Raw genomic sequence first — 24918 nt, 5'->3', positions numbered from 1 at the left:
GAGGCTAGGTTTTAGATGCGAGCGTGAAATACATTTTCAACCTCTAACGTCTAAAAATATCACACCCAACACCTCATACCTCATCCCTAACTCCTCACCCCTAACCTAAAGCCTAATACCTAAAGCCTAACGCCTACCCCCTACCCTCGACCCCATAACAACTATTTACGTGACCTAGTGGTAAAGTTTTGTTAAAATAAATATTGGGATACCCGCCCTCCTCTCACTACTCCTGGAGAAAATTAATTTCATGCTGCGACTGGAACATATCTGCAAGATTTATCCCACAGGTGAAGTCCTCAAGGACATTAATTGGGAAGTAAAGCCAGGAGATCGAATTGGATTAGTCGGAGCAAATGGTGCGGGTAAATCTACCCAAATGAAGATAATTGCTGGGCAAATCGAACCTACTAGCGGCGAAATTATTCGCCCTGCGAGTCTCAATATCGCCTACCTCAACCAAGAATTTGACGTCGATCCGACGCGCACAGTCAAAGAAGAATTGTGGCAAGCCTTTGGCGAAGCCAATCGCGTCCACTCGGAACTCGACAAAATCCACCATCAGTTAGAAACGGCTAGCGGTGATGAGTTAGATAGTCTCCTCAATCGCATGGATAAATTACAGCGATTGTACGAAGCATTAAATGGCTATGCACTAGAAGCCGAAATCGACAAGATTTTACCAGAAGTAGGCTTTGAATTAGAAGATGCCGATCGATTGGTGAGTGCATTTAGCGGCGGTTGGCAAATGCGGATGAGTTTGGGCAAAATCTTGCTCCAATTCCCCGATCTGTTACTACTAGATGAGCCGACTAACCACTTAGATTTAGAAACGATCGAATGGTTAGAAAATTACCTCCGCAAGCTCGAAACGCCGATGGTAATTATCTCGCACGATCGCGAGTTCTTAGATAGACTTTGCACTCAAATCGTCGAAACCGAACGCGGTGTATCTAGTACTTATCTGGGGAACTATTCATCCTACCTCGAACAAAAATCTGAGAATGCCTCAGCACAATTAAACGCCTTCGAGAGACAACGTAAAGAACTCGAAAAGCAACAAGCCTTCGTCGAGAAATTCCGCGCTAGTGCTACTCGCAGTACTCAAGCGAAAAGCCGTGAAAAACTGCTTGATAAAGTCGAACGGATCGAAGCTCCGGCATCGAGTATGCGCACGCTCAATTTCCGCTTTCCACCCGCACCACGTAGCGGTCGCGAAATCGTAGAGATTAAAAATTTAGAACACGTTTATGGTGACAAAATTCTCTTTTTAGGCACAGATTTATTCATCGAACGCGGCGATCGCATTGCCTTTTTAGGCCCCAACGGCTGTGGTAAATCCACCCTGCTCAAAATGATTATGGGGATGGAAAAACAAACCAGCGGCACCATCAAACTCGGCGAACACAACGTCATCCCCAGCTACTTCGAGCAAAATCAAGCCGAAGCATTAGATCTGAGTAAAACAGTCATCGAAACCATTCACGATGAAGTTCCTGACTGGAAGAACGAAGAAGTTCGCACATTATTAGGTCAGTTCTTATTCACTGGCGATATGGTATTTAAGAAAGTCGAATCGCTCAGTGGTGGTGAAAAAGCCCGATTAGCATTAGCAAAAATGCTCTTAATTCCGGCTAATTTACTCATCCTAGATGAGCCGACAAACCACTTAGATATTCCCGCCAAAGAAACGCTAGAAAATGCCCTGATTAACTACGATGGCACGGCATTAATCGTCTCGCACGATCGATATTTTATCTCTCAAGTTGCAAATAAAATCGTCGAAGTCCGCGATGGCGAATTCCGGGTGTATTTAGGTGACTATCATTACTACCTAGACAAACTAGAAGAAGAACGCCAAGCCGCCAAACAAAAAGCTTTAGCCGCAGCCGAAGCTGCCAAGAAAGCTGCCAAAGCAGAAAAGGCTAGTGCGAAGAAAAAATAGTCAGGATAATTAGTTATTAACACAAATAAAGGTAGGAGCAATGTCTTGATTTGCTGAACCGTCGGGAAACCCGACGAGCGCACATCGCTTCATGAATTGCCCCTACCTTTATTTTTGCAAAGTTTATTTTCGCTGCATCTATTAACACAAGTTGCTAGTTAGTGGAGTGCCAACGACTAGAAGTCGTGGCTAATGATGCAAAGTCCGCCTGCGCGGACTAATAAACTAGTCCGCGCAGGCGGACTTTGCATTCTGAGGAGCGGTTTCTAACCGCTTGGTTTATAACTAGCAACTTGGGTTATTAGCGATGAATCGATCGAATATAATAAAGCAAGAGTTTACCAGGTCTAACCGATGGTTGCTAATTCTCTCTACTGGACAACCGCCGATCTCGATGCCATGCCCGACAATGGCGGCTGGTTGCGCCATGAAATTATCGAAGGAGAACTATTTGTGAGTCGCGCTCCCCACATTCGTCATCAAGGTGCAGCCAGTAAGATTCATGTTCGCCTCGAAACTTGGTCGGAAGAAACCGATCTAGGGAGGAGTTTTGAAACTCCTGGCGTGATTTTTACCCCCACAGATGCGGTGATTCCTGATGTAGTGTGGGCGAGTAATGCGCGGTTAGAGCAAGGTATCGATACAGCGGGACACTTTACAGTCGCGCCAGAGTTGGTAGTAGAAATTCTCTCTTCAGGCGAACAAAACGAACAGCGAGATAAAAGTATCAAACTCAAACTATACTCTCGTTATGGCGTGCAAGAATATTGGATCGTCAACTGGCAATTAAAAACTCTAGAAATCTATCGACGTACCGACGCACAACTGCAACTAGTAGCGACACTTTTGGCAGGTGATACGCTCATTTCACCATTATTGCCTGGATTTAGCACAGAGATCGAGCGCATATTTTCTTAAATAGGTAAAAAGATAGTCAATGACATAGAGAACATGAGCAGGGTAGATGAAATTCTGGATTTTTGGTTTGGTACGCCTGATGCTTTAAATAATGGCGAACAGTACGGCAAACCGCGTGCAATGTGGTTTAAATCCGATCCGCTAATCGATCGAGAGATTAAAGATCGATTTGAAGAAGTATATCATTTTGCAGCGGCTGGTTTATTAGATGGTTGGCAAGATGCGCCATATAGTTGCTTGGCTTTAATTATTACCCTCGACCAATTTCCACGCAATATATTTCGCGGTACGCCCACTGCTTTTGCTACCGATAATCTCGCTTTATCTATTGCCAAACATGCGATCGAAACCGAACTCGATCGAGAGTTATTACCCGTGCAAAGATGGTTTATGTATCTACCATTCGAGCATAGCGAACAGCTTGAAGACCAATTAGAATCAATCAAATTATTTGAAACCTTAGCATCAGATCCCGACAGTCAAATCGCGATCGATTCTGCTCGCACTCACTATGAATTAATCAAAACTTTCGGACGATTCCCCCATCGCAACCAAATTTTAGGTAGAGTAAGTACTCCTGCGGAATTAGCATTTCTCGATCGACCCGATACTTTTCACGGTTAACTGATAATAATGAAGTACTAGAGGTAGATTGCGATGCGGAAGAAGAAATCGGAGATTCTTGAAGCCGTTCATGATACGACAAAGGGATTGCATCGAGCGGGGGTGATGGATTTGGTGACACTGCGCGAATTCGATCGATTGTGCCTACCTTTAATCAAACCATTGGCACCTGAAAAGATCGATCTGCTTCGTTCGCAAACCGCCCTGAACTATAAGTTTCTCCTATCGGAGACGCTACGCGAACGGGCTAATAGCTCAAGTTCTCTGTTCGCGAAGCGTCTCGAAGAGAAGAGAACTGCCAGATATTTAGTTCGTTAAAACGAACTTTTGCTATTAGCCCCAAATTCATTTGAGGGCGGTTGAAGAGCGAAGCCAGCAATCCTTAAAGGGCGATCTTTAACCCGAACTGGCATGAGGTTAACACTAGTTAAGATCGATACATATACTTCAAACTAAGATCTTTATCACCAGATCTAACGACATTTATGAGGGGTTATGAGGTGAAATGAACGGCAAAAGTTGTCCGTGATGTATTTGCGAGTTTCGAGAGGCAAATCTTGCGATAGTTGCTGTAGTCTATCTACTAATAAACCATGCTGTGCCATAATCGATCGCAATACCGCCTCACTATCTAATTGCAAAGCCTATTCATCCGTTGCAGTTCCTGGAATATTGCGGTTGGTGCCTTGACATCGATCGGTGGATTCTTAGCTACCAATGGGTTTGTGAAAATCTCTGCTGAAGCAAATCGGCGGATCGATCGCATGATGAAAGACGACTGAGTAATTCAGCTTTCTGTAGGAACAATTCATCTAAAACCAATACTGCTATATTCCCAACTTCTGCGAGAAGTCGAGAATATGTCCCATCCGATCGATTTTGGCCAAAATTGACTCGATCGCCAAAAGTCTGTTAATTTACCATTCAAAGAGACTCTTTCCACTAAAATTGAGTAACCACTATCGATCGACCCCACCAATGCTCACCAATGCCCCACTGCTAGTAGTTCAGGATGTCCGCGCTGGTTATACTCCTGGCTCGGATATTCTCAATGGGATTAACTTTGTCGTCCAACCGGGCGAGTTAGTAGCAGTCATCGGCGGGAATGGTGCGGGAAAATCGACGCTAGCAAAGACGATTTTTGGACTGTTGACGCCCCATAGCGGGACGATTACGTTCAAAGGCGAACAAATTGGCGGGTTAAAATCCGATCGCATCGTCCAGAAAGGGATGTGTTATGTGCCCCAAATCTCGAATGTATTTAAGTCGCTGACGATCGAAGAAAATCTAGAGATGGGTGGTTTCATCCGCTCCAACGATCTCAAACAGCTCAAGCAAAAAATCTATACGATGTTTCCCCGCCTCGCCGAGCGACGCAAACAACGCGCGGGGACGCTATCGGGCGGCGAACGTCAAATGCTAGCCATGGGCAAAGCCTTAATGCTCGATCCCGAATTACTCGTGCTCGACGAGCCGTCAGCAGCACTCTCACCCGCTTTAGTTACCGATGTGCTCAAGCAGATTCGGGCAATTAATGAAATCGGGACGGCAATTGTATTGGTGGAGCAAAATGCTAAAAAAGCTTTAGCCATGTCCGATCGAGCTTATGTTTTAGATACTGGCATCGTCAAACATGAAGGTAGCGGTGCTGACTTGCTCAAAGATCCAAAAGTGATTGAGACTTATTTGGGCGTGGGGGGACATTAGGGGTGGATGGATTGTGGATTGTGGATTGTGGATTGAAATCATTCCGTCGCCCAGTCGCCCTGTTTAATTTTTTATAGACAAATGCCGCAATGCTCAATAATGAGAGGACAAATTTACAAAGGTTTCGATCGATCGAGCATATTGAGTTTCCAGGTTAAGCCGGAGATAAAATTGGTAGTAACATGAGCCACGATCGGGATGAAAAGATTGCCCGTTTCGACCATAGTATAGGCTAGCACCATCCCGACTACTGTCGCCCACACTCCATAAGGCCATTGTTGGGCATTGGTCATGTGCAATACTCCAAAACAGAGTGAAGATAGCACGATGCCGATCGGATCTAATCCGAGTGCGGGTAACATTACGCCCCTAAATAATAACTCCTCACTCAATCCTGGTAAAATTCCCAACCACACCATATCGGGGATAGCCAGCGGTTTGAGTACCATTGCCAGATAAAAATCAGCACTCTCTCGATAAACACCCCACACGGCATATACGATCGCGCTCAAACCTGTCAAACCCAGTCCCAAAGCTATTCCAAAACCCAAATCGATCGCGCTCAGAGAGAGCGGACGTAACTGCAACTCGCTCAGATATAACCACAGCTTCGCTACCCCAAACAGCAGGATAGAAGTGACTGCCATGGCAATCAAAATCTGACTCCGCGACAAGGGTTCGATGTCTGGATTGGGTGGGTTACTCATGGGTGGATGAAGGGGTGGATGGGTGGATGAGTGAGTGGACTAGGGGACTGGGGGGTTCATACAATTGGGAGGACGGATTTTTAATTTACCGAATAGTAAGGGTTTATAGCCAATGCCTTGAGGCAGATTGTTATTGAGACGAAGTTTGCTTGGTACCTTTTTATCGACGGGAAACCCTTCCATGAAAAGGCATCCGCTAAATTTCCGTCTTAATAACTTCGCTATCAACTATCACTCGATGTTCAAGTTTTTAAGCTACAGCTCGACGATTGAGGGAGGGAGTGGGTTCTAAGCGACCTAAATCTCTACCACTCATATGTTTACCAGACGATCTCAAAAGGAAAAACTCCTGAACTGATTGACTTAATTGATTCAACTGCTCAACCGGATTAGGTGCTTGTAGCAACTGCTCAAAATATAACAACAAAGCTTCCATCTGAAGATTGCGGAGTAGACTGCCCACAGTATATGCGGGCAGCTTGCTGTCAACGCGGGCTATTTGTCTCGGGTGAAGCAAGAGGCATAAGTCAAGCAACAGACTCAGGGTCAGGCCACGGCTTGTCCCTTCTTTACCTGTTTGCTTGGCCAACTGCGCCCAACCTTCATAAGACTTCCAGTCCTCGATGAAAACCTCTACTAACCATCTCAGTGTATACGCTTGGATGATATCTATGGTGCGCCAAGTCAGATCCGTAGCAACTAAATATCGATAATCTTGCTCACCCGGATACTTCAGCGCAATCACAAATCGCTTTTTTCCGTGAGCACAAACTTCCACTCTGATACTTCCAACATTGGCTGTAATGGCAGGTTGACCTCGAATACTCAACTCTTGAGGAACTCCCGGATAACTTGAAAAATAGTGCTTTAGGCTTTGTTTTCGGCCTCGAAAACGAATATTTTGGTTATAACGCAATTGGCTAATGACTTGGACTCCACCAAATAAGCCTGATGCTGCATCCATGAATTTTGCCTGACCATATAGTGCATCAGCAACGACGGCTTTGATCTTGATTTGACTGTGGTGCTTCCGAAACTGCTCCATTAATCGCAACACTAATTCTGGTTTAGTTGGGTAGTCTGGATTATGGGGTGGAGCCTCTGGGCGGTTTTTTTTCGCGATACCTTTCTTTCTCAGACGTTGATCTTCTCTTGTCCATGCTTGTTGTTGAGGGTCAGGTTGATAGACCTCAAATCCAACTGGCAAGCTCACTTTGTCAGTAACTAGTATTAATAACACTATGTTTTGACCATTTATATATCCCCCGCTACCTTTGTCTCTGATTTTATGGGTTTTGAATAACCTTGGTGTCTTCTTACTGCGCTGATGATCTGAGTCGTCAGTCACCAAAGTACCTCCAGAAATACCATACTGCTTGAGCACTATTGCTATACTAACTTGAAGCATCATCTCCCATGGCAGTTTGGATTTGCGAAACATCCATGATAAGGCTCCCAGGCTGTATTTCCCCAGGCTCACCCGTTCAAATCTTGCCCAGCATACGCTGTTCGTCAGTATTATGCCCATCAGACAGAATCCGATCCATCCACGCTGAATTCTGCTCAAGCCCCCATCTGGATTGTAACTTTTCAGTCCCTTGTTCAATTCGTTGATAAAGTCTTCGATGAAGGGCAAAGGCTTATTGAGTAGCATGTCTTTACCTTTCTATACCGATCCTTCATCCCATATCATACACTTCAGCAGTTTTCAAAAACTTGAACATCGAGTATCAACTATCAACTATCAACTATCAACTAAATTAAAGACACTCCTGGAGTCGATCGATTTGCGGTCGAAAACTATCGAGACTCATGCCAGCTCGATCGACGGTAATGACACCGATCGCTTCTAAGTACGATCTTACCCCAATCGATTGAATCCTGACGTCCTTGGGAGTTACGGCCATTCGCGTCTGGTTTTCGGCTACTGTAATAATTTTAGCGCGTGAAGATGTGGCGAAATTCAGTAAGCCACTCCCGCCACAGGCAGATTCGGGGATAATTACCGCATCGACTTCATCGTGCCAAATTCCCGCACCGGGAGCTGTCGGGGTGGCGATAAATTGCGGCGCGCGGCTCAATCCTACTAGCACACAAGGTAGGAAGGTATAACCCAGCTCCTCCGCCGCCGAGCGAGGAGAAATCTCTGGATCGATCGGGAGTGGCGATAAGGCTGGTGCGTGAGCGCAAGGGACTTTAAAGGTACGCACGACGAGGTGGCTGATGACTGCTTCGGCTCCAGCTAAGGGATCGACGCCGACACCATGGCGGTAATCGTGGAGGATTGTCGCGCCCGGATCGTCGGGAAATCTCGCAATCACGGCGATCGCCTCGGCTCCAGCGACAGAAATCGACTTATCTACCGCTCGTAACAGACTATCCGGCTGCTCGATCGTCCCCCAGGATGCTCCAGAAGCGGCAGTACGCAGATCTACACCCAAGGGTAGGTCTGTGACGACATAATCGACCAACTCCAGCCCTAGCGTAGCTCTAGCGGCATCTGCGGCTTGTAAATGTCGCACGCGCAAGTCATCGGAAATCGATCGATCGAATACAATCCCGATTTTATTGCGCCTAAGTGGTTGCAATCCCCAAGCACCCGCCGCAAATCGATCGAGCGCGTAACCCTCGACGTAGAGCGCATTGGGCATACTCCAATATAACTGCGCCCCATTCATCACATTTGGATGGGTAATCAACCGATCGCAACTTGCCGCAACGGCTCTGGCGATCGGCAATGCATCTCCTGCAAACCCACCCATCGCCGCACCGATACCCGTGGGGACTATGAGCACTACTGTATAAGGACTGGACATAACTACTGTGGATCTTGGCTAGCGGCTCTGTCCATCATCGGGCAAATTCCCGCTCGATTCAACACCATACCCTCGATCGACATTCCCAAATGCACTTCCAGAAGCCCTATTGAAAGGGAACGATCCGCAATCCCCAATCCCCCCTACTAATCGTATTCGTGTTCGAGAATCGCAGGCATCAACACCGTATCGATCTTATGAATGACCCCATTATCAGCCAAGATATCCATCTGCGTCACCAACGCGTCATTAATGTGAATTTTCCCTTCCCCTCGCTTGATGGCAAGTACCGAGCCTTCTACCGTTGGTGCTTCATTGATTTCGGCTAAGTCGTCAGACTGGACATTTCCCATTACTGCGTGATAGAGCACGATCCGTTTGAGCTTGGGCAGATTATCAAATAACGCATCGCGCTCGGCTTGAGGCAACTTGGCAAAGGCATCATCAGTCGGTGCCAAGACTGTAAACGAACCTTCACTATTTAAAGTGTCTTCGAGTTCTGTTGCCTTAATTGCCTTCAATAACACCGTAAAGTCACCAGATTGGGAAGCTGTTTCTAAGATATTAGCCATACTTTCTATTAATTAAAATCTAGGTTATTATCGATCGACCGAAGCAATTCAAGATCGAAAGTGTAAAATCGCCCTGCCAGAATCTTCAATCCTAGCCTTTGTCTAAATCCACCAGACGAGTTCGGATCGCCAGCGTCTAACATCTCTCCAGAGACACTTTAGCTCTAGCAGATTCTATTGTTATTCGATCGCCAGTTAGTGTGAATGCTCTTTTATTATATGAAAAATACTAAATTAAAGCTCGTGAATCGCACCTCATATATATAACGGCACAAAAATACCGATTTATTAAGAGCATTACAGCCGATAGAAAGATTTATAGATTTGCTAATATCGAAAAATCTATCGATCGAGTGAATTTAAAAGCCGAATCAGATCTAAATATTACCCGAAAGTTATTCGCTCGGATCTGGGCACGCTCTTACATTCAAATACAAACCTCAGCTACCGCTCGCCAACAATGGTAAAATCCAGCCAAAATGGTAATATCTTAGGAGTTAGGTTTCGGAATCTAACTCCTGTTGTTTGCTATTTAAACCAAAGCGATCGATAGTTATCGTAGGAAGTTAGGCTTGGCGATCGAAAACAAGAAATGGTTATCAGTTATCGGCATCGGTGAGGGCGGAGTGGGCGAACTGAGTCCAGGTGCGCGCGGATTTATCGATCGAGCATCGCTAGTCGTCGGTGGCAAACGTCACCTCGCGATGTTGGGCGAGTGCCCTCAACCGCAATTGGTGTGGGCATCGCCCATCGAATCCTCGATCGCCTCGATTCTCAAATATCGCGGTAATCCGGTCTGCGTCCTCGCTAGCGGCGATCCGCTCTGTTACGGGATCGGCGTGACATTGCTACGATACGTGTCGATCTCGGAAATGACGATTATCCCCGCACCATCTACCTTTAGCCTCGCTTGCGCCCGCTTGGGATGGACGTTGACAGAAGTGGAAACCGTGAGTTTGTGCGGGCGTTCGCCAGATTTCCTCGCAGCTATTCTCACCCCCAATGCCAAATTATTAGTCTTGAGTGCAGATGCCGATACGCCCCAAATTGTGGCAAATTTACTGACGCAGCGCGGCTATGGCGATAGTCGGATGACGGTACTCGAACACTTAGGTGGCGAACGCGAGCGCATCAGTTCGGATATCGCCAGATTGCGCGCTAAAACTGATGTAGCAGCTCTGAATGCGATCGCGATCGAATGCCGTATCGATGCAGACAAAACCCCCTTAAATCGCCTCCCAGGGCTTCCTGAGAGCGCGTTTCACCACGACGGGCAGATCACCAAACGCGAAGTCCGCGCGATCGCTCTGGCCGCACTCGCTCCCATGCCAGGAGAATTATTATGGGATGTCGGCGCGGGTTGCGGCTCGATCGGCATTGAATGGTTGCGCTCTCATCCCCGCTGTCGCGCGATCGCGATCGAGCAACACGCCCATCGGTTGCATTTTATTACCGATAATATGTCTGCTCTGGGCACGCCTCACCTTCAAATCGTGCAAGGCAAAGCCCCCGAAGCTTTGGCCGATTTAGCGACTCCCGATGCCATCTTTATCGGCGGTGGCGTAACGGCTCCAGGCTTACTCGATACCTGCTGGACAGCATTGCGATCGGGTGGTAGATTGGTCGCCAATGCCGTAACGGTAGAAAGTGAATTGGAGTTATTGCGATGGCAACAACAACATGGTGGCGAACTCAACCGGATTGCCATTCAACGCACGCAAAACATTGGCGGTTTTCTGGGGTGGAAACCATTAATTCCAGTTACTCAGTTGGTAGCATTTAAATAGTCGATCGGGCCTCAACCTACAGATTTACTAAGCAAGATACGAGATCGATGACGGAGCTTTGCTAACTACACAACGATTCCAGATCCCGGCTTATGATAGTGTTATGAGAGCAGGGATATCCAAAAAGAAAGAAGGCGATCGATGATGAGCGCAGGTAGTAGCAGTACGCATCAAATTAAATTTGGGACTGACGGATGGCGGGGAATTATCGCAGACGATTTTACCTTTGCTAACGTATGTAAGGTAACGCGCGCGATCGCCGCATACCTCAGCACGGCTTACAGTCACGATCGTCCGGTATTAGTCGCTTACGATCCGCGATTTTTGGCAGATAAATTTGCCCATACCGCCGCAGAAATTTTAGCAGACTTGGGATGGACGGTAAAACTAGTCGATCGAGATTGTCCCACTCCAGTAATTGCATTCAACGCCAAGTATCTCAATTCGGCAGGTGCGCTGATGTTCACCGCCAGCCACAATCCCGCTGCCTATTGTGGAATTAAGTATATCCCCGACTATGCTGGGCCAGCAACTTTAGAAATCACCGATACGATCGTTGGCAATCTAGCTAGTGCCAGCGACGCACCCCCAGAAAACAAGCATCCTGGGAATATTAGCACTTTCGACCCGCAGCCAGCGTATTTTAAATTTATTTATACCCTACTCGATGTCGAGCGGATTCGATCGGCCAAGCTCAAAGTTAAATTCGATGCTATGTATTCCACCTCGCGGGGATATTTAGACAAAGTACTACTCCACTGCGGTTGCGAGACTGAAACCTTCCACATGCAGCGGGACGTATTATTCGGCGGCGGAATGCCAGAACCCAAAGCCGAACTCCTCGGCGAACTGATTGCCGCAGTCCAAAAGGATAAAGCCGATCTCGGTGTCGCCACAGATGGCGATGCAGACAGGTTTGGGATCGTCGATGAGCTAGGCAACGTTCTCACACCTAATACCGTCCTCCTCGTCCTCGCCAAGCATTTAATTAAAAACAAAGGTAAAACTGGCGCGATCGTCCGTACCGTGGCAACTACCCACCTCCTAGACAACTTTGCCGCCAAGCATGGTGTCCCTTTAGTCGAAACCGCCGTCGGCTTCAAATATATCGGCGAACAGATGCGCGAAATCCCCGTCTTGATCGGTGGGGAAGAATCTGGTGGCTTGAGCGTCATCGGTCACATTCCCGAAAAAGATGGCATCCTGGCAGATATGCTAATTGCCGAAGCGATCGCGTATGAAGGCAAACCATTGAGCCAAATGGTAGCCGAAGTCATCGCCGAAGCCGATGGCCCATTATACAACCGTCGTCTCGATCTGCATTTAGACAATGCTCACAAAAACACGGTAATGAAGACTTATAGCGAACAACCACCGACGAACATCGCCGGAATTGACGTCAAAGAAGTCGGTCGTAAAGATGGCGTCAAATTCTATCTCTCCGATGGTAGCTGGGTACTGCTCCGCGCCTCCGGTACCGAGCCGCTAATCCGCGTCTATCTCGAAACCCATTCCGCCGAACAGTTGAATAAACTAGCCTCGACAATGGAAACAGCAATCGATGCTCTTAAATAGGGGATAGGCGGAAAGTTTCCATCTAATGAATCGATCGATGTGGGGGGGCACAGGGATGGCCGACACTGCGGGTGTTGTTAAGTTCTACAGCGTGGGCGATGAGTTCGGGGAGTTCTCGAACTTCGCCCTATATCCAATCGCGCTTGATGGTGAGCAGTGGCCAACATCTGAGCACTACTTTCAAGCGCAGAAGTTCGAGGACGAAGCATACCGCAAGAAGATCCGCAAGGCCAACTCTCCGATGTTGGCCGCCCGTCTTGGGCGGGATCGTAAACAGAAACTTCGGCGGGACTGGGAGTCAGTGAAAGTCGGGATTATGCGGTCGGCGGTGTTGGCCAAGTTCACTCAGCATCCAGAGTTGCGGACGCTGTTGCTCTCAACTGGCGACACCAAGGTAGTTGAGCATACCGAGAATGATGACTATTGGGGTGACGGCGGAGACGGGAGTGGCAAGAACATGCTCGGACGCATACTCATGCAGGTGAGGGAGTCCCTAAGATTGGCTCAAGATGGCGAACCAGGCACTGTACTGGACTGCCGTTAAGTTTGTGGTTGCTGTTTTTTATAACATCACCCCAGTGGCCAGTAAACTTGGGCGTTAGTATAGACATATATTTCAGTGACTTTCGCTGTCTAACTCCGTAAACTAGTTGATATTCGATCGGACGATCGAGAGTGAGGAATGGTTGTTAAAGTTCAGATAAATAATCTGTTGCGAACAGGTAGGAATCGAGAACGGTATGACAAATTTAATTATTTCAACGATCGCGGCGGCTTGTGTAGTGGTAATGGCACTCATATCAGTTCAAAATGCCAGCTTAGTCAGCCTGAGGTTTGTATTCTGGAGATCGATCGATCTACCGTGGGGACTAGTTTTAGCTGGAGCCGTCGCGCTAGGCTTGATTATCGGTGGCTGCTTACCTCTGCTTCGCAACAAACCCACCACTGTCGATCGAAAATAGTTCGCTGTGCCAGAAATAGCCAGCGCATCTAAATATAAATTATTTTGGCATACCGATCTGCATCAGTTCCAGATCCCCAAGGGGGAGCGCAGATCGATCGCAACTTCGTCATATCCAGTATCGATCGAGAACAGCTCCCTACTCCCTACCATCTACCCACTCAAAAGTGGTGTAACTATGATACCACTTGCAAAGCTTATAACCTTTACAGGTAGAGAATGTTAACGTTTGTGACAAAGACGAACGAAAAAAAATCACAGCGCAAATAACATTGTATAAATTTAAGGTAATAGGTAGTCGTAGTTACCAAATGCCAGCTAGTAAATGCTGGCTTGTAATACGAGATTTTTCCCCAGTCGATCGAGCTGTGTAAGGCTAAGAGCCAAACCTCAGCAGATAAATAGACTCGCAAAAACTATTAAACGGAATAAAAGGATTAAATATATGTTAGACGGATTTTCTAAGGTTGTCGCCCAAGCAGACGCCCAAGGTCAATACATTAGTGCCGGACAATTAGATGCACTAGCAGCAATGGTTGCTGATGGCAACAAACGGATGGATACAGTCAACCGGATCACGTCCAACTCCTCCACCATCGTCGCTAACGCAGCACGCGCGCTATTTGCCGAGCAACCCAACCTGATTGCACCAGGTGGTAACGCCTACACCAGCCGCCGCATGGCAGCTTGCTTGCGCGACATGGAAATCATCTTACGCTACGTCACTTACGCGATCTTCGCTGGCGATGCTTCCGTACTCGACGACCGTTGTTTGAATGGTTTACGCGAAACTTACCTCGCACTGGGTACTCCTGGATCTTCAGTCGCTGCTGGCGTTCAAAAAATGAAAGACGCCGCGATTGCCATTGCTGCTGACAAAAACGGCATCACCAACGGCGATTGTAGCGCGCTGATGTCTGAAGTTGCAGGTTACTTCGATCGCGCTGCCGCAGCAGTTGGTTAAACATTAATTGACACCAATTAATTGCTCCAGTTCTCCAACCATTCATTGTAAAGATTTAGAACCAGTCATGAAAACTCCATTAACCGAAGCAGTCGCCACCGCTGATTCCCAAGGTCGCTTTTTGAGCAGCACCGAATTCCAAGTAGCATTCGGTCGTTTTCGTCAAGCCGCAGCTAGCTTGGCAGCAGCTAAAGGTTTAACCGAAAAAGCGGATTCCTTAGCAAGTGGTGCAGCTAATGCTGTGTACCAAAAATTCCCTTACACCACCACCATGCAAGGGCCAAACTTTGCCGCGACCGCCACTGGTAAAGCCAAGTGCGTGCGCGACATTGGTTACTACATTCGGATGGTCACATACTGCCTAGTTGTCGGTGGTACTGGCCCGATGGATGATTACCTCCTCGGTGGTTTGGCCGAAATCAACAAAACTTTCGACTTATCCCCAAGTTGGTACATCGAAGCTCTGAAGTATGTCAAGTCCAACCACGGTTTGTCTGGCGATGCTGCTGTAGAAGCTAATTCTTACCTCGACTATGCCATCAATTCCTTGAGCTAGTCTCATCTGCTTTGAGCTAGTCTCAAGCCTGCCCGAAGTCGTTTTCGTCCATCAGCAATTGCGTTGATGAGGGGAAATGACTTCGGGAATTTTTTTTGGTAGATGTTGTAAATTAGTTTATAGTCGATCGATCGAGTAACATAGCCGATCGACTATAAACTAAGTAGGTAGGCTTAGACACCGATCGAATTAGACAGCCTGAAATCTATAGCATTAGCCAGGATCGTTCTACTAACTATCAACTATCAACTATCAACTATCAACTATCAACTACCAACTACCAACTATCGATCGTGGATGACGAATTATCAATTCAAGCGGATGCACCACTAACTACCACACAAGCGATCGCCAATCTGAGCAGTCCAGATTTAGGATTGCGAAAATATGCCGCTTGGTGGTTGGGCAAATTTCGGATCGAAGACCCAGCGGCGATTCCTGGACTGATTGCCGCCTTAACAGATGAAGAAGATCGGACTCCCGAAGGTGGCTATCCACTGCGGCGCAGCGCGGCTAGAGCGTTGGGAAAATTAAAAGATTGGCAAGCAGTTACCCCACTCATTGAGTGTCTCCAGTGCTCGGATTTTTACGTGCGCGAGGCGGCAGCACAATCATTAGAAACATTGGGAGATCCGAGCTGTATTCCACCCCTAGTCGAGATGTTAGCCGTAGCCGTCAGCGATGGCCGACTCTTGCCACAGGGTGAAGATTTCTCGCAACCTTACGACTCAATTTTGGAAGCATTAGGGACATTAGGCGCGACTGCTGCGGTGCCGTTAATTCAACCATTTCTCGAACATCCAATCCCGCGAGTTAAGTATGCCTCACTGCGAGCGATGTACCAACTCACCCAGGATAACGTCTATGGCGATCGATTGACTCAAGCCTTATCGAATAGCGATTTACAAGTTAGAAGGGCATTGCTGTCCGACTTGGGGGCAATTGGGTATCTTCCCGCCGCTATCCCCATCTCCCAAGCCCATGCCGAAAATAGCCTCAAACTGATCGCCCTCAAAGGCATCTTAGAAGCCCAAATTACCCTCTCCCCATTCGATCGATTATCCGATGGTGCCGTCCGAGTAATGCAACTAATGGACGAACTGCTGTAGTTTAGCTCGCCGCAACAGCGGTGTTCCAGTGCCGAGTGGGGTCGAAGATCCGCAGCATAAAGCTACCAGCATCAAGAACACGGAATATTAGTTCTAGCTATATGCCTTTGACAGCTATTTTGCCTGTTTTCATGCGGATCTTGTATCGATCCCAATTAAAATCGAAAGTGTCGGTACCTGTCGGAGGATCGAAACTAACGCAGGATCGCCGCTCTACTCACAAACAACAAAGAATCATCCAAGCATAGACAAGAGGGAAAAATGGGAGACTCCAAAAGACGCAAACAACTAGATCCAAACTGGCAAAAAAATCGACACCCCCGTTACAAAGTTAGTAAAGTGAGGATGATTACCAGAGAGATAGATCTAGAACGAGACGCAGATGAAGTGCCGAGCTGTGGAGCGGACGATATGAGAGAAATCAAGCAGAAATACGAACGAGAAGGCAGAGGAGTAGCACTATCTGTTGAAGGACATTCAGAGCTTGCCTACTTACCAAAAGAAAAACTGATAAACGAATTATTCATCAACAATGAATGGGAGCGAGAAGTGCTATCCGCGAAAATGACACAGATAATCGACAGCTACGATCCACAGACAGAATTTATAACGCTAGTAGCATCAAAAAAAGTAGACGAATACATGGTGCTAACTACACAATTTGAATAACCTACTTAGAGGATGTCTGAGAACTCAATTTCGATCGATCGCTTTCTCGATCCGCTTGGAGTTGTTTTAATCGCTCGTGTCGATCGGTCGAGCTAAATCGATCGTTAAAATCATGGACATTCGATCGTTAACGCGAATTTTTAACAGCAGTCAAAAATAAGAAAACTGTCAGGGGAATAGTTGCCGCCAAAATGCTGCCAGTAACAGCCGTGCCCAATTCGGGAGTACCAGAACTGAGTTCAAACACCGAACCAACTGCGGCAATCGCCGAAATTGAGGCTCCCAACAAACATATACCAGTTAAAGGGGTGTACATAAACTGTGACTATGCTCCTTGGGCGATATGTTGGACATGCTGAAATGAGAACCCTTTTTTCTTGAGTTCTTCTGTGAGCGCGAGTTCGTTCTCGACTCGATCGACAAATAATACCCCATTGAGGTGATCCATCTCGTGCTGGATCGCGCGGGCGAGTAAGCCATCAGCTTTGAGCGTGCGCGGACGACCGGATTCATCCCTGTACGCCAATTCAAGCGTCTCTGGACGCTGCACATCTAAATACACTCCAGGAATGCTCAAGCACCCTTCCTGGTCTTTGGCGAGGGCTTTCCCGTACTTTTTAATCGTCGGGTTAATTAAAATTAGGGGCGGAGCTTCAGGTTTATCTAGCTCGCAATCGATGACAATTAGTTGTTTGTGAATGCCTACTTGGGGTGCGGCTAAACCGATGCCGTCGGCACTATACATAGTCTGGAGCATCGCCACAATAATCCGCCGGATCTCTTCATCCACGCTGGCAATTCGTTTGGCAGGTTGGCGCAACACGCGATCGCCTAGATAGTGAATATCTAAAGGCGGCTTGGCTAATTTTTTCTTTTCAACGAGGATTGATGTTGGCATGGACGGGTGAGTACGAACGATGACGTTAGGATCTCGATCTTGGTATTTGTCTCTATTTTAACAGGATTTAGCTTTTTAAGGAGCCACCCCGATCGACCTCCAAATCATCATTTCGAGCCAATCTCTACACCACTTCTCCCAGTCCCCCAGTCCCCTAGTCCGCCCGTCCCAACCTCTGCCCCAATTGCGACAAATTCAAAACATGCCCCCCAGTAACTAAATAAACAGTACTCGCGATCGAGCCAATCTGGCGACTCAACATCCCCAACCTGTCTCGAAATAGCCGTCCGCTCGGATAAGCAGGGACTACTCCCCAGCCAGTCTCTTCGGCAACCAAAATTATCGTCGCCACACTCCCCGACAACTTAGCTAATAAAGTTTGAGTAAGATCTGCCCACTCCGCATCCGATCGATCGAGTAAATTTGCCACCCAAGTACCTACCGAATCGATCAACAGACACTCTGCATCCCCAGCGCGCTCGATGGTACTCGCCAGATCTTCTACCGCCAAGAGCGTCTGCCATGTGGCTGGACGCCGCTGTTGATGGCGCAGGATTCTAGCTTGCCAGTCAGCATCGCTCGGATCGATCGTGGCTGTCGCGATATATGTGACAGCCAGATCGCTAGTCATCGCTAGCGTCTCCGCCCATTCACTCTTGCCACAACGGGCGGCACCTGTCACTAAAATTAGTTGTCTGAGCACACTCATGGGTGTTGCATCGGCTCGATCGGAAGTATCCGTTTGGAGCGAGAATTGAGTTATGCTGTTATCCATTCAAATCCTCTTCATCTAAATTTAGTTGGAGGTCTAGTTGCTACATCATGGCGCGATTGTCCTCCACGCACACTACGCGAACCAACCACCAAGCTACTGTCTGTTATGTATGAAGTTGTCAGTCTAGCAAAGCTTCATCAAAATTTGTCGTCACACTCACTCGATTCGCGCGGTTTGGGTGGTTTTATTGCCTGGTGAACCAGGTGTGCTAGCCGTGCCGCAACTGCCAACTATCAACTGATCTGAGATGTCTACCTCCATCGATCGTAATTCAGACTTGAATATTCAACTACCCACAGTCCAAGTGCCAAAATTTAGTCATCTTCGTCAAGATGCTAACCCCATTTTGGCAGCGCACATGCTCCAAGAACTGTCTAAAATGGTCGTGGGATGGCAACAAGAACTCCAAGACATCGAGCGAGAGCGGACCGAAATTACTAAGAGCGGCCCTATCTTAGCAGCATGGTTAGAATCCCGCACTTTTAAATATAATCTGACAGGCACAGCAATTCCTACACCCTACACAACCGTCGATGCCAACACTTTGACGACGATCGATCCCCAGGCTGGTTATCGCTTGTGTGGATTGGATGAATATGGCGCATTATGGACGCGATCCTGTTCGATGGCGGAGATTTTGAGCGTCAGTCAGTCAATTGCTAGATATCAACAGCTCAAAGATTTGACCGAGCGCAAACAACAAGTCGAGCGACATATTCGCCAGATTCTTGAAGATCTGGTTCATTTACGATTGAAGTTAGAAGATTAAGCGATCGTCGAAAGTTGCGATCGATCTAAGTAGTATTAAGCGATCGAAATGTAAGAACCGCTGATTAACTAAATTTAGCAATATCGATTCCCGCTAATTTCCACCCTAATCCACTACGCTTGAGAATTAGGCTCACATTTTTAGAGCGATCGACTTTATCGGTAATCCTCACTACAAACCGATCGAATGATTCATAACCCATCGTCAAATCCGATTTATTCATATCTCGATCGAGATTGCTCAGATCGATTTTAGCCTCCGGTATTTTATCGTGCATCAATCGCTCTATTCCTTCCGGTGTAACTAGTTTATCTACCAGTGGATCGATCGTTTTTTCCACCTGTGCGGGGGTCATTTTTGTTGACGTTGGGGCCTCAGCTCCAGCCATTTGTTTTAATACTTGAATTTTAACATTTTCTTTAATACTCATCCGCAGCGCGGGAAAATCAATCGACTCTGACAAAGCATCAGTATTCCGATTGGCCGTAGCATTTTTTAAATTATCGATCGTCAAATACGGCGCATAATAGATTCCCCCGCTAGCCAAAGCCACTACCCCGGCACCAACAGCAGCACCAATAATTACCGTCTTTCGCTCTATAGATTTGAATCGATCGCGTAGCTGCTCCGATAGAGAATCAAACATAACTAGTTAGATTAATGAGATCCGAATTGGCTCGATAGGTAAAAGTTAACATAGTCTGGAGCCTAAATCGAAGCAACCAACGCAACTCCGATTTAGTACTTAAGATAGTCGCCATCGACTCTCGATCTGAGTGGGTTTGCTGAATGGTAGATGATTTCCATCTTTGTGAAACTTGTAATTCCCTAGAGCCTAAAGCCTCAAAACTTTTCATACCTTAATTCAGCAACCCCAGCTAATTTAAGTTGTATATTCAGCATTAATTTTTACGTAGTCATAACTCAAATCGCAACCCCAAGCAATTCCCGTCCCGTGACCATTGCCAACAGATACAGAAATTAAAACAGTATCTGTTTTGAGATATTCTCCTTGACTTGCCGCTTTAAGATAATTACTCGCCGCCACTCGATCGAATGCCAACGGCTGACCGTTCGCCATAAGCTGAATTTCGCCCAAACTCACCGCCAAATTATTTTGGTCGAATGGCACGCCAGCCTTACCAGCCGCCATCGCAATCCGTCCCCAGTTGGGATCGTGCCCGAACACTGCGGCTTTGAGCAGCGAAGATCCGGCAATCTCGCGGGCAATTTGCCGCGCCTCGCGATCGGTTAGCGTTCCCGATACCTGGACTTCAATCAGACAAGTAGCACCTTCACCATCCCGCGCAATCGATTTAGCTAGATACTGACACACCGCAGTCAGCATCGCTTCCAATTTATCTGCCTCCACGCCAGGTTGGACGATCGCAGGCGTGCGCGATTCCCCATTCGCCAACGCAATCAGGGTGTCGTTAGTACTAGTATCGCCATCGACAGTAATTTGATTGAAACTCTTATCCGCAGCGCGACCGAGCATTTGCTGCCACAATGTGGTCGATACTGCCGCATCGCAGGTCACAAAAGCCAGTAACGTCGCCATATTCGGGTGAATCATCCCCGAACCCTTCGCCATCCCACCCATCCGCACTACCCGATCGCCAAGCGTCATTTCGAGCGCGATCGATTTACTCACCAAATCTGTCGTCATAATCGCCTTCGCCGCAGTATCTCCTCCATCGGGAGCTGCCGCTGCCACCAAACGCGGAATTCCCGCAATTAAGGCATCCATTTTGATTCGTTGACCGATTACCCCAGTCGAAGCCAATAAGACCGCTTCTGGAGCGAGGTTGAGGGCACCAGCCAGACTATTAGCACTAGCGATCGCATCTTCCCAACCACCCTCACCAGTGGCCGCATTAGCCTGTCCCGAATTGCAGAGAATCGCACGGGCACTAGGCTTGACCGCCAGTTGTTGGCGACAATATTCCACACAAGCAGCTCGTACCTGACTGGTTGTAAATACTCCAGCCGCGATCGCATCCACGTCAGACAAAATCAATGCTAAATCTGGCAACCCAGAGGCTTTCAACCCCGCAGTAATCCCCGCCGCTCTAAAGCCTCTCGGTGCCGTTACTCCCCCAGAAATTTCGCGCCAGTCCATATCAGTCATTCAGTTAGCAGTACCATTTATCAGCATACTAGAATTAGGTATTGGGTCTGCATGAATTGAGTACTTTTGGAGCTGAATAGCCAACCTAGTTTACAAAGTTACTTATCTGTATTCGTTATATGGCCTGAGTCCGTCCCAAATCAGGTAAAAATGACGAACGCCCTCAAGTTCTGATTCTAATAAACACAAAGAAGCCCTAGTATTACTACTAGAGCATCTGAGTTGAGTATTAAGCTTGGCATCGAGCTATTTTTGCGGGGGGCAACCCCCCAACTATCGTGGCCGCGCGAGCGTTTCACCTCCGAGTTCGGGAAGGGATCGGTGTGGTTCCACTCGGCCATAGACACCAAGCAGGTGTACATTGCTGCACACCTTGAAGACTGCATAATCATCAACAGATTCAAATCATAGCGTTAGAGGTCAAGCCCTCGGTCTGTTAGTACTCCTCGACTGCATCCATTACTGGACTTCCATCTAGAGCCTATTAACGGGTGTTCTGCCCGTGACCTTACCTACTTATGTAGTGAGAGTACTCATCTTGAGGTGGGCTTCCCACTTAGATGCTTTCAGCGGTTATCCACTCCGCACATAGCTACCCTGCGTTTACCGTTGGCACGATAACAGGTACACCAGCGGTGCGTTCCTCCCGGTCCTCTCGTACTAAGGAGGAATCCTCTCAATACTCTTGCGCCTGCACCGGATATGGACCGAACTGTCTCACGACGTTCTGAACCCAGCTCACGTACCGCTTTAATGGGCGAACAGCCCAACCCTTGGGACGTACTTCCGCCCCAGGTTGCGACGAGCCGACATCGAGGTGCCAAACCTCCCCGTCGATGTGAACTCTTGGGGGAGATCAGCCTGTTATCCCTAGAGTAACTTTTATCCGTTGAGCGACGGCCCTTCCATTCAGTACCGTCGGATCACTAAGGCCTACTTTCGTACCTGCTCCACTTGTTGGTGTTGCAGTCAAGCTCTCTTCTGCCTTTACACTTAACGATTGATTTCCAACCAATCTAAGAGAACCTTTGCGCGCCTCCGTTACAATTTAGGAGGCGACCGCCCCAGTCAAACTACCCACCTGAAACTGTCCGGTTCCCGGGTAACGGGCAACCGTTAGAATTCTAGCCTCGCCAGAGTGGTATCTCACTGATGACTCCACAATCCCCACAAGGACTGCTTCAACGTCTCCCACCTATCCTGCGCAAGCGAAGCCCGAACACAATGCCAGGCTATAGTAAAGCTTCATAGGGTCTTTCTGTCCAGGTGCAGGCAGTCCGTATCTTCACAGACAATCCTATTTCGCCGAGTCTCTCTCCGAGACAGCTCCCAGATCGTTACGCCTTTCGTGCGGGTCAGAACTTACCTGACAAGGAATTTCGCTACCTTAGGACCGTTATAGTTACGGCCGCCGTTCACCGGGGCTTCAGTCGCCAGCTTCAAAATTGCTTTCTGACCGACTTCCTTAACCTTCCGGCACTGGGCAGGCGTCAGCCCCCATATTTCCTCTTACGAGTTAGCGGAGACCTGTGTTTTTGGTAAACAGTCGCCTGGGACTCTTCACTGCGACCCATATTGCTATGGGCACCCCTTCTCCCGAAGTTACGGGGCTATTTTGCCGAGTTCCTTAGAGAGAGTTATCTCGCGGCCCTTGGTATTCTCAACCATCCCACCTGTGTCGGTTTCCGGTACGGGCGTTAATTGCTTATGGTAGTTAGAGCTTTTCTTGGAAGCGGGATCTCGACCACTAACGAGCCGTAGCTCGCCGGACTCCTGTCTTAGCTCGAGTCGTTTTCACCGACTCTCAACACCTCGAACAGTTGCACCAGAACAACCAATCTCTGGCTGGTGACGACCTTCTCCGTCCCTCTGTACCAACAATTAACGGTACGGTAATATTAAACCGTTGTCCATCGACTACGCCTTTCGGCCTCGCCTTAGGTCCCGACTAACCCTTCGCGGACGAGCCTGCCGAAGGAATCCTGAGGATTTCGGGCTGTGAGATTCTCACTCACATTTGCGCTACTCAAGCCGACATTCTCACTTCCATTTCGTCCACCGCTGCTTGCCGCTACGGCTTCAACCTAACATGGAACGCTCCCCTACCACTTGTATAAATACAAGTCCATAGCTTCGGTGTATTGCTTAGCCCCGTTCATTTTCGGCGCAGGATCGCTTGACCAGTGAGCTATTACGCACTCTTTCAAGGGTGGCTGCTTCTAGGCAAACCTCCTGGTTGTCTGTGCAACCCCACCTCCTTAATCACTTAGCAATAACTTGGGGACCTTAGCTGATGGTCTGGGCTGTTTCCCTCTTGACGATGAAGCTTATCCCCCACCGTCTGACTGGCAATGTGTGCATCTGGTATTCAGAGTTTATCTCGATTTGGTACAGATTTCTCCGCCCGCACCGAAATAGTGCTTTACCCCCAGACTATAATCATTACCGCTATGCCTCAACATATTTCGGGGAGAACCAGCTAGCTCCTAGTTCGATTGGCATTTCACCGCTAACCACAATTCATCCGCTGATTTTTCAACATCAGTCGGTTCGGACCTCCACTTGGTGTTACCCAAGCTTCATCCTGACCATGGTTAGATCACCAGGGTTCGGGTCTATAAATACTGACAATTAACGCCCTATTCAGACTCGCTTTCGCTTTGGCTACAGTTTGTAAACTTTAACCTGCCAGTACCTATAAGTCGCCGGCTCATTCTTCAACAGGCACACGGTCAACCGTTAAATCGGTCTCCCATTGCTTGTAGGCTTACGGTTTCATGTTCTATTTCACTCCCCTTCCGGGGTTCTTTTCACCTTTCCCTCGCGGTACTGGTTCACTATCGGTCATACAGGAGTATTTAGCCTTACGAGATGGTCCTCGCTGATTCAACCGGAATTCCACGTGCTCCGGCCTACTCGGGATTCAGTTAGCTCGCTTCGATTTTTGACTACGGGATTATCACCCTCTGTGATGCACTGTTCGGGTGCTTCGTCTAATCTTGTCGATACACGTTACTGTCCCACAACCCCAGAGTGCATGCACTCTGGTTTAGGCTGTTCCCGTTTCGCTCGCCGCTACTTGGGGAATCGCTTTTGCTTTCTCTTCCTCCAGCTACTAAGATGTTTCAATTCGCTGGGTTAGCTCTTTCTACCCTATAGATTCAGGTAGCAGTATTTAGGGTTGCCCCATTCGGAGATTCTCGGATCTAAGCCTGCTGCCAGCTCCCCGAGACGTTTCGTCGGTAACTACGTCCTTCATCGCCTCTGTATGCCTAGGTATCCACCGTAAGCCCTTTGTAGCTTGACCACTTTGTTGACCAGCCTTCAGTTCGACTAATAAATTAGTCTTACCTAAAACTTAAGTCACAAGTTTCTATGATTTGTTTTGGATTGTCTGTAATGTTTAATTACGACTACCTGACTGTTGATTATTAT

At 47.8% G+C, this 24918-nt stretch carries 25 protein-coding genes and 2 rRNA genes; 16 read left to right on the top strand and 11 right to left on the bottom strand.

What is annotated here, in order from left to right; genetic code table 11:
• Positions 1–250 precede the first annotated feature (250 nt).
• The 6 genes from CHA6605_RS06455 to CHA6605_RS06435 all read left to right on the top strand — a co-directional run bounded on the left by CHA6605_RS06455 (position 251) and on the right by CHA6605_RS06435 (position 5194).
• A complete protein-coding gene (locus CHA6605_RS06455; protein ID WP_015158696.1) occupies positions 251–1945 on the top strand; it encodes an ABC-F family ATP-binding cassette domain-containing protein in 1695 nt (564 codons plus the stop codon).
• A 354-nt stretch (positions 1946–2299) separates the two neighbouring features.
• Entirely contained in the window at positions 2300–2863 is a 564-nt protein-coding gene (locus tag CHA6605_RS06450; protein WP_015158695.1) for a Uma2 family endonuclease, read from the top strand.
• A 33-nt stretch (positions 2864–2896) separates the two neighbouring features.
• Entirely contained in the window at positions 2897–3487 is a 591-nt protein-coding gene (locus CHA6605_RS06445) for a DUF924 family protein (protein ID WP_015158694.1), read from the top strand.
• A 33-nt stretch (positions 3488–3520) separates the two neighbouring features.
• A complete protein-coding gene (locus tag CHA6605_RS31390) occupies positions 3521–3805 on the top strand; it encodes a hypothetical protein (RefSeq protein ID WP_015158693.1) in 285 nt (94 codons plus the stop codon).
• A 317-nt stretch (positions 3806–4122) separates the two neighbouring features.
• Positions 4123–4269: a hypothetical protein gene (locus CHA6605_RS33740; RefSeq protein ID WP_157259869.1), complete on the top strand. Its 147-nt coding sequence runs from the start codon at positions 4123–4125 to the stop codon at positions 4267–4269.
• A gap of 196 nt (positions 4270–4465) precedes the next feature.
• Positions 4466–5194 (top strand): ABC transporter ATP-binding protein, encoded by a 729-nt coding sequence (locus CHA6605_RS06435; protein WP_015158692.1) that lies wholly within the window; start codon positions 4466–4468, stop codon positions 5192–5194.
• 113 nt (positions 5195–5307) lie between these two features.
• Here the strand turns inward: CHA6605_RS06435 and CHA6605_RS06430 are convergent, their stop codons facing one another.
• The 4 genes from CHA6605_RS06430 to CHA6605_RS06415 form a co-directional block, all read right to left on the bottom strand.
• Positions 5308–5901 (bottom strand): CPBP family intramembrane glutamic endopeptidase, encoded by a 594-nt coding sequence (locus CHA6605_RS06430; RefSeq protein WP_015158691.1) that lies wholly within the window; start codon positions 5899–5901, stop codon positions 5308–5310.
• A gap of 250 nt (positions 5902–6151) precedes the next feature.
• On the bottom strand, positions 6152–7555 hold the full coding sequence (locus CHA6605_RS06425) for a transposase (RefSeq protein WP_015158689.1): 1404 nt from the start codon (positions 7553–7555) through the stop codon (positions 6152–6154).
• A gap of 106 nt (positions 7556–7661) precedes the next feature.
• Positions 7662–8717, bottom strand: coding sequence for a DUF3326 domain-containing protein (locus tag CHA6605_RS06420; protein ID WP_015158688.1), 1056 nt, complete (start codon positions 8715–8717; stop codon positions 7662–7664).
• 146 nt (positions 8718–8863) lie between these two features.
• Entirely contained in the window at positions 8864–9289 is a 426-nt protein-coding gene (locus CHA6605_RS06415; RefSeq protein ID WP_015158687.1) for a fasciclin domain-containing protein, read from the bottom strand.
• 572 nt (positions 9290–9861) lie between these two features.
• On the opposite strand from CHA6605_RS06415, the gene CHA6605_RS06410 reads away from it, so the two are divergent.
• The 9 genes from CHA6605_RS06410 (at position 9862) to CHA6605_RS06375 (ending at position 16910) form a co-directional block, all read left to right on the top strand.
• Complete coding sequence (locus CHA6605_RS06410) at positions 9862–11076, top strand: bifunctional cobalt-precorrin-7 (C(5))-methyltransferase/cobalt-precorrin-6B (C(15))-methyltransferase (RefSeq protein WP_015158686.1); 1215 nt, start codon at positions 9862–9864, stop codon at positions 11074–11076.
• Between the two features lie 144 nt (positions 11077–11220).
• Entirely contained in the window at positions 11221–12651 is a 1431-nt protein-coding gene (locus CHA6605_RS06405; protein WP_015158685.1) for a phosphoglucomutase/phosphomannomutase family protein, read from the top strand.
• A 55-nt stretch (positions 12652–12706) separates the two neighbouring features.
• Positions 12707–13195 carry an NADAR family protein gene (locus CHA6605_RS06400; RefSeq protein ID WP_051039004.1) on the top strand — a complete coding sequence of 163 codons (489 nt, stop codon included), beginning with the start codon at positions 12707–12709 and terminating at the stop codon, positions 13193–13195.
• 196 nt (positions 13196–13391) lie between these two features.
• Positions 13392–13613, top strand: a complete 222-nt coding sequence (locus CHA6605_RS06395; RefSeq protein ID WP_015158683.1) for a lipopolysaccharide assembly protein LapA domain-containing protein — start codon at positions 13392–13394, stop codon at positions 13611–13613.
• 44 nt (positions 13614–13657) lie between these two features.
• On the top strand, positions 13658–13828 hold the full coding sequence (locus CHA6605_RS33735) for a hypothetical protein (RefSeq protein WP_157259865.1): 171 nt from the start codon (positions 13658–13660) through the stop codon (positions 13826–13828).
• A gap of 229 nt (positions 13829–14057) precedes the next feature.
• Entirely contained in the window at positions 14058–14576 is a 519-nt protein-coding gene (locus CHA6605_RS06390) for a phycocyanin subunit beta (protein WP_015158682.1), read from the top strand.
• A 67-nt stretch (positions 14577–14643) separates the two neighbouring features.
• Entirely contained in the window at positions 14644–15132 is a 489-nt protein-coding gene (gene cpcA, locus CHA6605_RS06385) for a phycocyanin subunit alpha (protein ID WP_015158681.1), read from the top strand.
• A 293-nt stretch (positions 15133–15425) separates the two neighbouring features.
• Positions 15426–16241, top strand: a complete 816-nt coding sequence (locus CHA6605_RS06380) for a HEAT repeat domain-containing protein (RefSeq protein ID WP_015158680.1) — start codon at positions 15426–15428, stop codon at positions 16239–16241.
• Positions 16242–16502: 261 nt separating this feature from the next.
• Positions 16503–16910, top strand: coding sequence for a hypothetical protein (locus CHA6605_RS06375; protein ID WP_015158679.1), 408 nt, complete (start codon positions 16503–16505; stop codon positions 16908–16910).
• A 127-nt stretch (positions 16911–17037) separates the two neighbouring features.
• Here the strand turns inward: CHA6605_RS06375 and CHA6605_RS06370 are convergent, their stop codons facing one another.
• From CHA6605_RS06370 to cobU, 3 genes are all read right to left on the bottom strand, one after another.
• Positions 17038–17226 carry a hypothetical protein gene (locus CHA6605_RS06370; protein ID WP_015158678.1) on the bottom strand — a complete coding sequence of 63 codons (189 nt, stop codon included), beginning with the start codon at positions 17224–17226 and terminating at the stop codon, positions 17038–17040.
• A gap of 9 nt (positions 17227–17235) precedes the next feature.
• Positions 17236–17808: a peptide deformylase gene (def, locus tag CHA6605_RS06365; protein WP_015158677.1), complete on the bottom strand. Its 573-nt coding sequence runs from the start codon at positions 17806–17808 to the stop codon at positions 17236–17238.
• 154 nt (positions 17809–17962) lie between these two features.
• The gene (gene cobU, locus CHA6605_RS06360; RefSeq protein WP_015158676.1) at positions 17963–18583 is read right to left on the bottom strand and encodes a bifunctional adenosylcobinamide kinase/adenosylcobinamide-phosphate guanylyltransferase; all 621 of its coding nucleotides are present in this window, start codon (positions 18581–18583) and stop codon (positions 17963–17965) included.
• 247 nt (positions 18584–18830) lie between these two features.
• Between cobU and CHA6605_RS06355 the strand changes: the two genes are divergently transcribed.
• Positions 18831–19352 carry a hypothetical protein gene (locus CHA6605_RS06355; protein ID WP_157259862.1) on the top strand — a complete coding sequence of 174 codons (522 nt, stop codon included), beginning with the start codon at positions 18831–18833 and terminating at the stop codon, positions 19350–19352.
• A 64-nt stretch (positions 19353–19416) separates the two neighbouring features.
• On the opposite strand, the gene CHA6605_RS06350 is transcribed toward CHA6605_RS06355, so the two are convergent.
• From CHA6605_RS06350 to CHA6605_RS06335, 4 genes are all read right to left on the bottom strand, one after another.
• On the bottom strand, positions 19417–19998 hold the full coding sequence (locus CHA6605_RS06350) for a DUF2939 domain-containing protein (RefSeq protein WP_015158675.1): 582 nt from the start codon (positions 19996–19998) through the stop codon (positions 19417–19419).
• A gap of 237 nt (positions 19999–20235) precedes the next feature.
• Complete coding sequence (gene argJ / locus CHA6605_RS06345) at positions 20236–21474, bottom strand: bifunctional ornithine acetyltransferase/N-acetylglutamate synthase (protein ID WP_041548827.1); 1239 nt, start codon at positions 21472–21474, stop codon at positions 20236–20238.
• A gap of 242 nt (positions 21475–21716) precedes the next feature.
• Positions 21717–21834: ribosomal RNA gene (rrf, locus tag CHA6605_RS06340) — 5S ribosomal RNA — on the bottom strand.
• A gap of 65 nt (positions 21835–21899) precedes the next feature.
• A 23S ribosomal RNA gene (locus CHA6605_RS06335) occupies positions 21900–24790 on the bottom strand.
• Positions 24791–24918: the final 128 nt, after the last annotated feature.

The organism is Chamaesiphon minutus PCC 6605 (assembly GCF_000317145.1).
Lineage (GTDB): Bacteria > Cyanobacteriota > Cyanobacteriia > Cyanobacteriales > Chamaesiphonaceae > Chamaesiphon > Chamaesiphon minutus.
Note: the sequence above shows the minus strand (reverse complement) of the source record. Positions and strands in the feature narration are given on the sequence as shown.

Excerpts from the sequence above, each read along its gene's own strand:
- CHA6605_RS06400 (WP_051039004.1), top strand. The coding sequence starts at position 12,707 with ATGGCCGACACTGCGGGTGTTGTTAAGTTCTACAGCGTGGGCGATGAG.
- CHA6605_RS06355 (WP_157259862.1), top strand. The coding sequence starts at position 18,831 with ATGTCTACCTCCATCGATCGTAATTCAGACTTGAATATTCAACTACCC.
- CHA6605_RS06445 (WP_015158694.1), top strand. The coding sequence starts at position 2,897 with ATGAGCAGGGTAGATGAAATTCTGGATTTTTGGTTTGGTACGCCTGAT.
- def (WP_015158677.1), bottom strand. The coding sequence starts at position 17,808 with ATGCCAACATCAATCCTCGTTGAAAAGAAAAAATTAGCCAAGCCGCCT.
- CHA6605_RS06395 (WP_015158683.1), top strand. The coding sequence starts at position 13,392 with ATGACAAATTTAATTATTTCAACGATCGCGGCGGCTTGTGTAGTGGTA.
- cobU (WP_015158676.1), bottom strand. The coding sequence starts at position 18,583 with ATGGATAACAGCATAACTCAATTCTCGCTCCAAACGGATACTTCCGAT.
- CHA6605_RS06435 (WP_015158692.1), top strand. The coding sequence starts at position 4,466 with ATGCTCACCAATGCCCCACTGCTAGTAGTTCAGGATGTCCGCGCTGGT.
- CHA6605_RS06350 (WP_015158675.1), bottom strand. The coding sequence starts at position 19,998 with ATGTTTGATTCTCTATCGGAGCAGCTACGCGATCGATTCAAATCTATA.
- CHA6605_RS06415 (WP_015158687.1), bottom strand. The coding sequence starts at position 9,289 with ATGGCTAATATCTTAGAAACAGCTTCCCAATCTGGTGACTTTACGGTG.
- CHA6605_RS06375 (WP_015158679.1), top strand. The coding sequence starts at position 16,503 with ATGGGAGACTCCAAAAGACGCAAACAACTAGATCCAAACTGGCAAAAA.
- CHA6605_RS06390 (WP_015158682.1), top strand. The coding sequence starts at position 14,058 with ATGTTAGACGGATTTTCTAAGGTTGTCGCCCAAGCAGACGCCCAAGGT.
- CHA6605_RS06455 (WP_015158696.1), top strand. The coding sequence starts at position 251 with ATGCTGCGACTGGAACATATCTGCAAGATTTATCCCACAGGTGAAGTC.
- cpcA (WP_015158681.1), top strand. The coding sequence starts at position 14,644 with ATGAAAACTCCATTAACCGAAGCAGTCGCCACCGCTGATTCCCAAGGT.
- CHA6605_RS06405 (WP_015158685.1), top strand. The coding sequence starts at position 11,221 with ATGAGCGCAGGTAGTAGCAGTACGCATCAAATTAAATTTGGGACTGAC.
- CHA6605_RS06370 (WP_015158678.1), bottom strand. The coding sequence starts at position 17,226 with ATGTACACCCCTTTAACTGGTATATGTTTGTTGGGAGCCTCAATTTCG.
- CHA6605_RS06430 (WP_015158691.1), bottom strand. The coding sequence starts at position 5,901 with ATGAGTAACCCACCCAATCCAGACATCGAACCCTTGTCGCGGAGTCAG.
- argJ (WP_041548827.1), bottom strand. The coding sequence starts at position 21,474 with ATGGACTGGCGCGAAATTTCTGGGGGAGTAACGGCACCGAGAGGCTTT.
- CHA6605_RS06450 (WP_015158695.1), top strand. The coding sequence starts at position 2,300 with ATGGTTGCTAATTCTCTCTACTGGACAACCGCCGATCTCGATGCCATG.
- CHA6605_RS06420 (WP_015158688.1), bottom strand. The coding sequence starts at position 8,717 with ATGTCCAGTCCTTATACAGTAGTGCTCATAGTCCCCACGGGTATCGGT.
- CHA6605_RS31390 (WP_015158693.1), top strand. The coding sequence starts at position 3,521 with ATGCGGAAGAAGAAATCGGAGATTCTTGAAGCCGTTCATGATACGACA.
- CHA6605_RS06425 (WP_015158689.1), bottom strand. The coding sequence starts at position 7,555 with ATGCTACTCAATAAGCCTTTGCCCTTCATCGAAGACTTTATCAACGAA.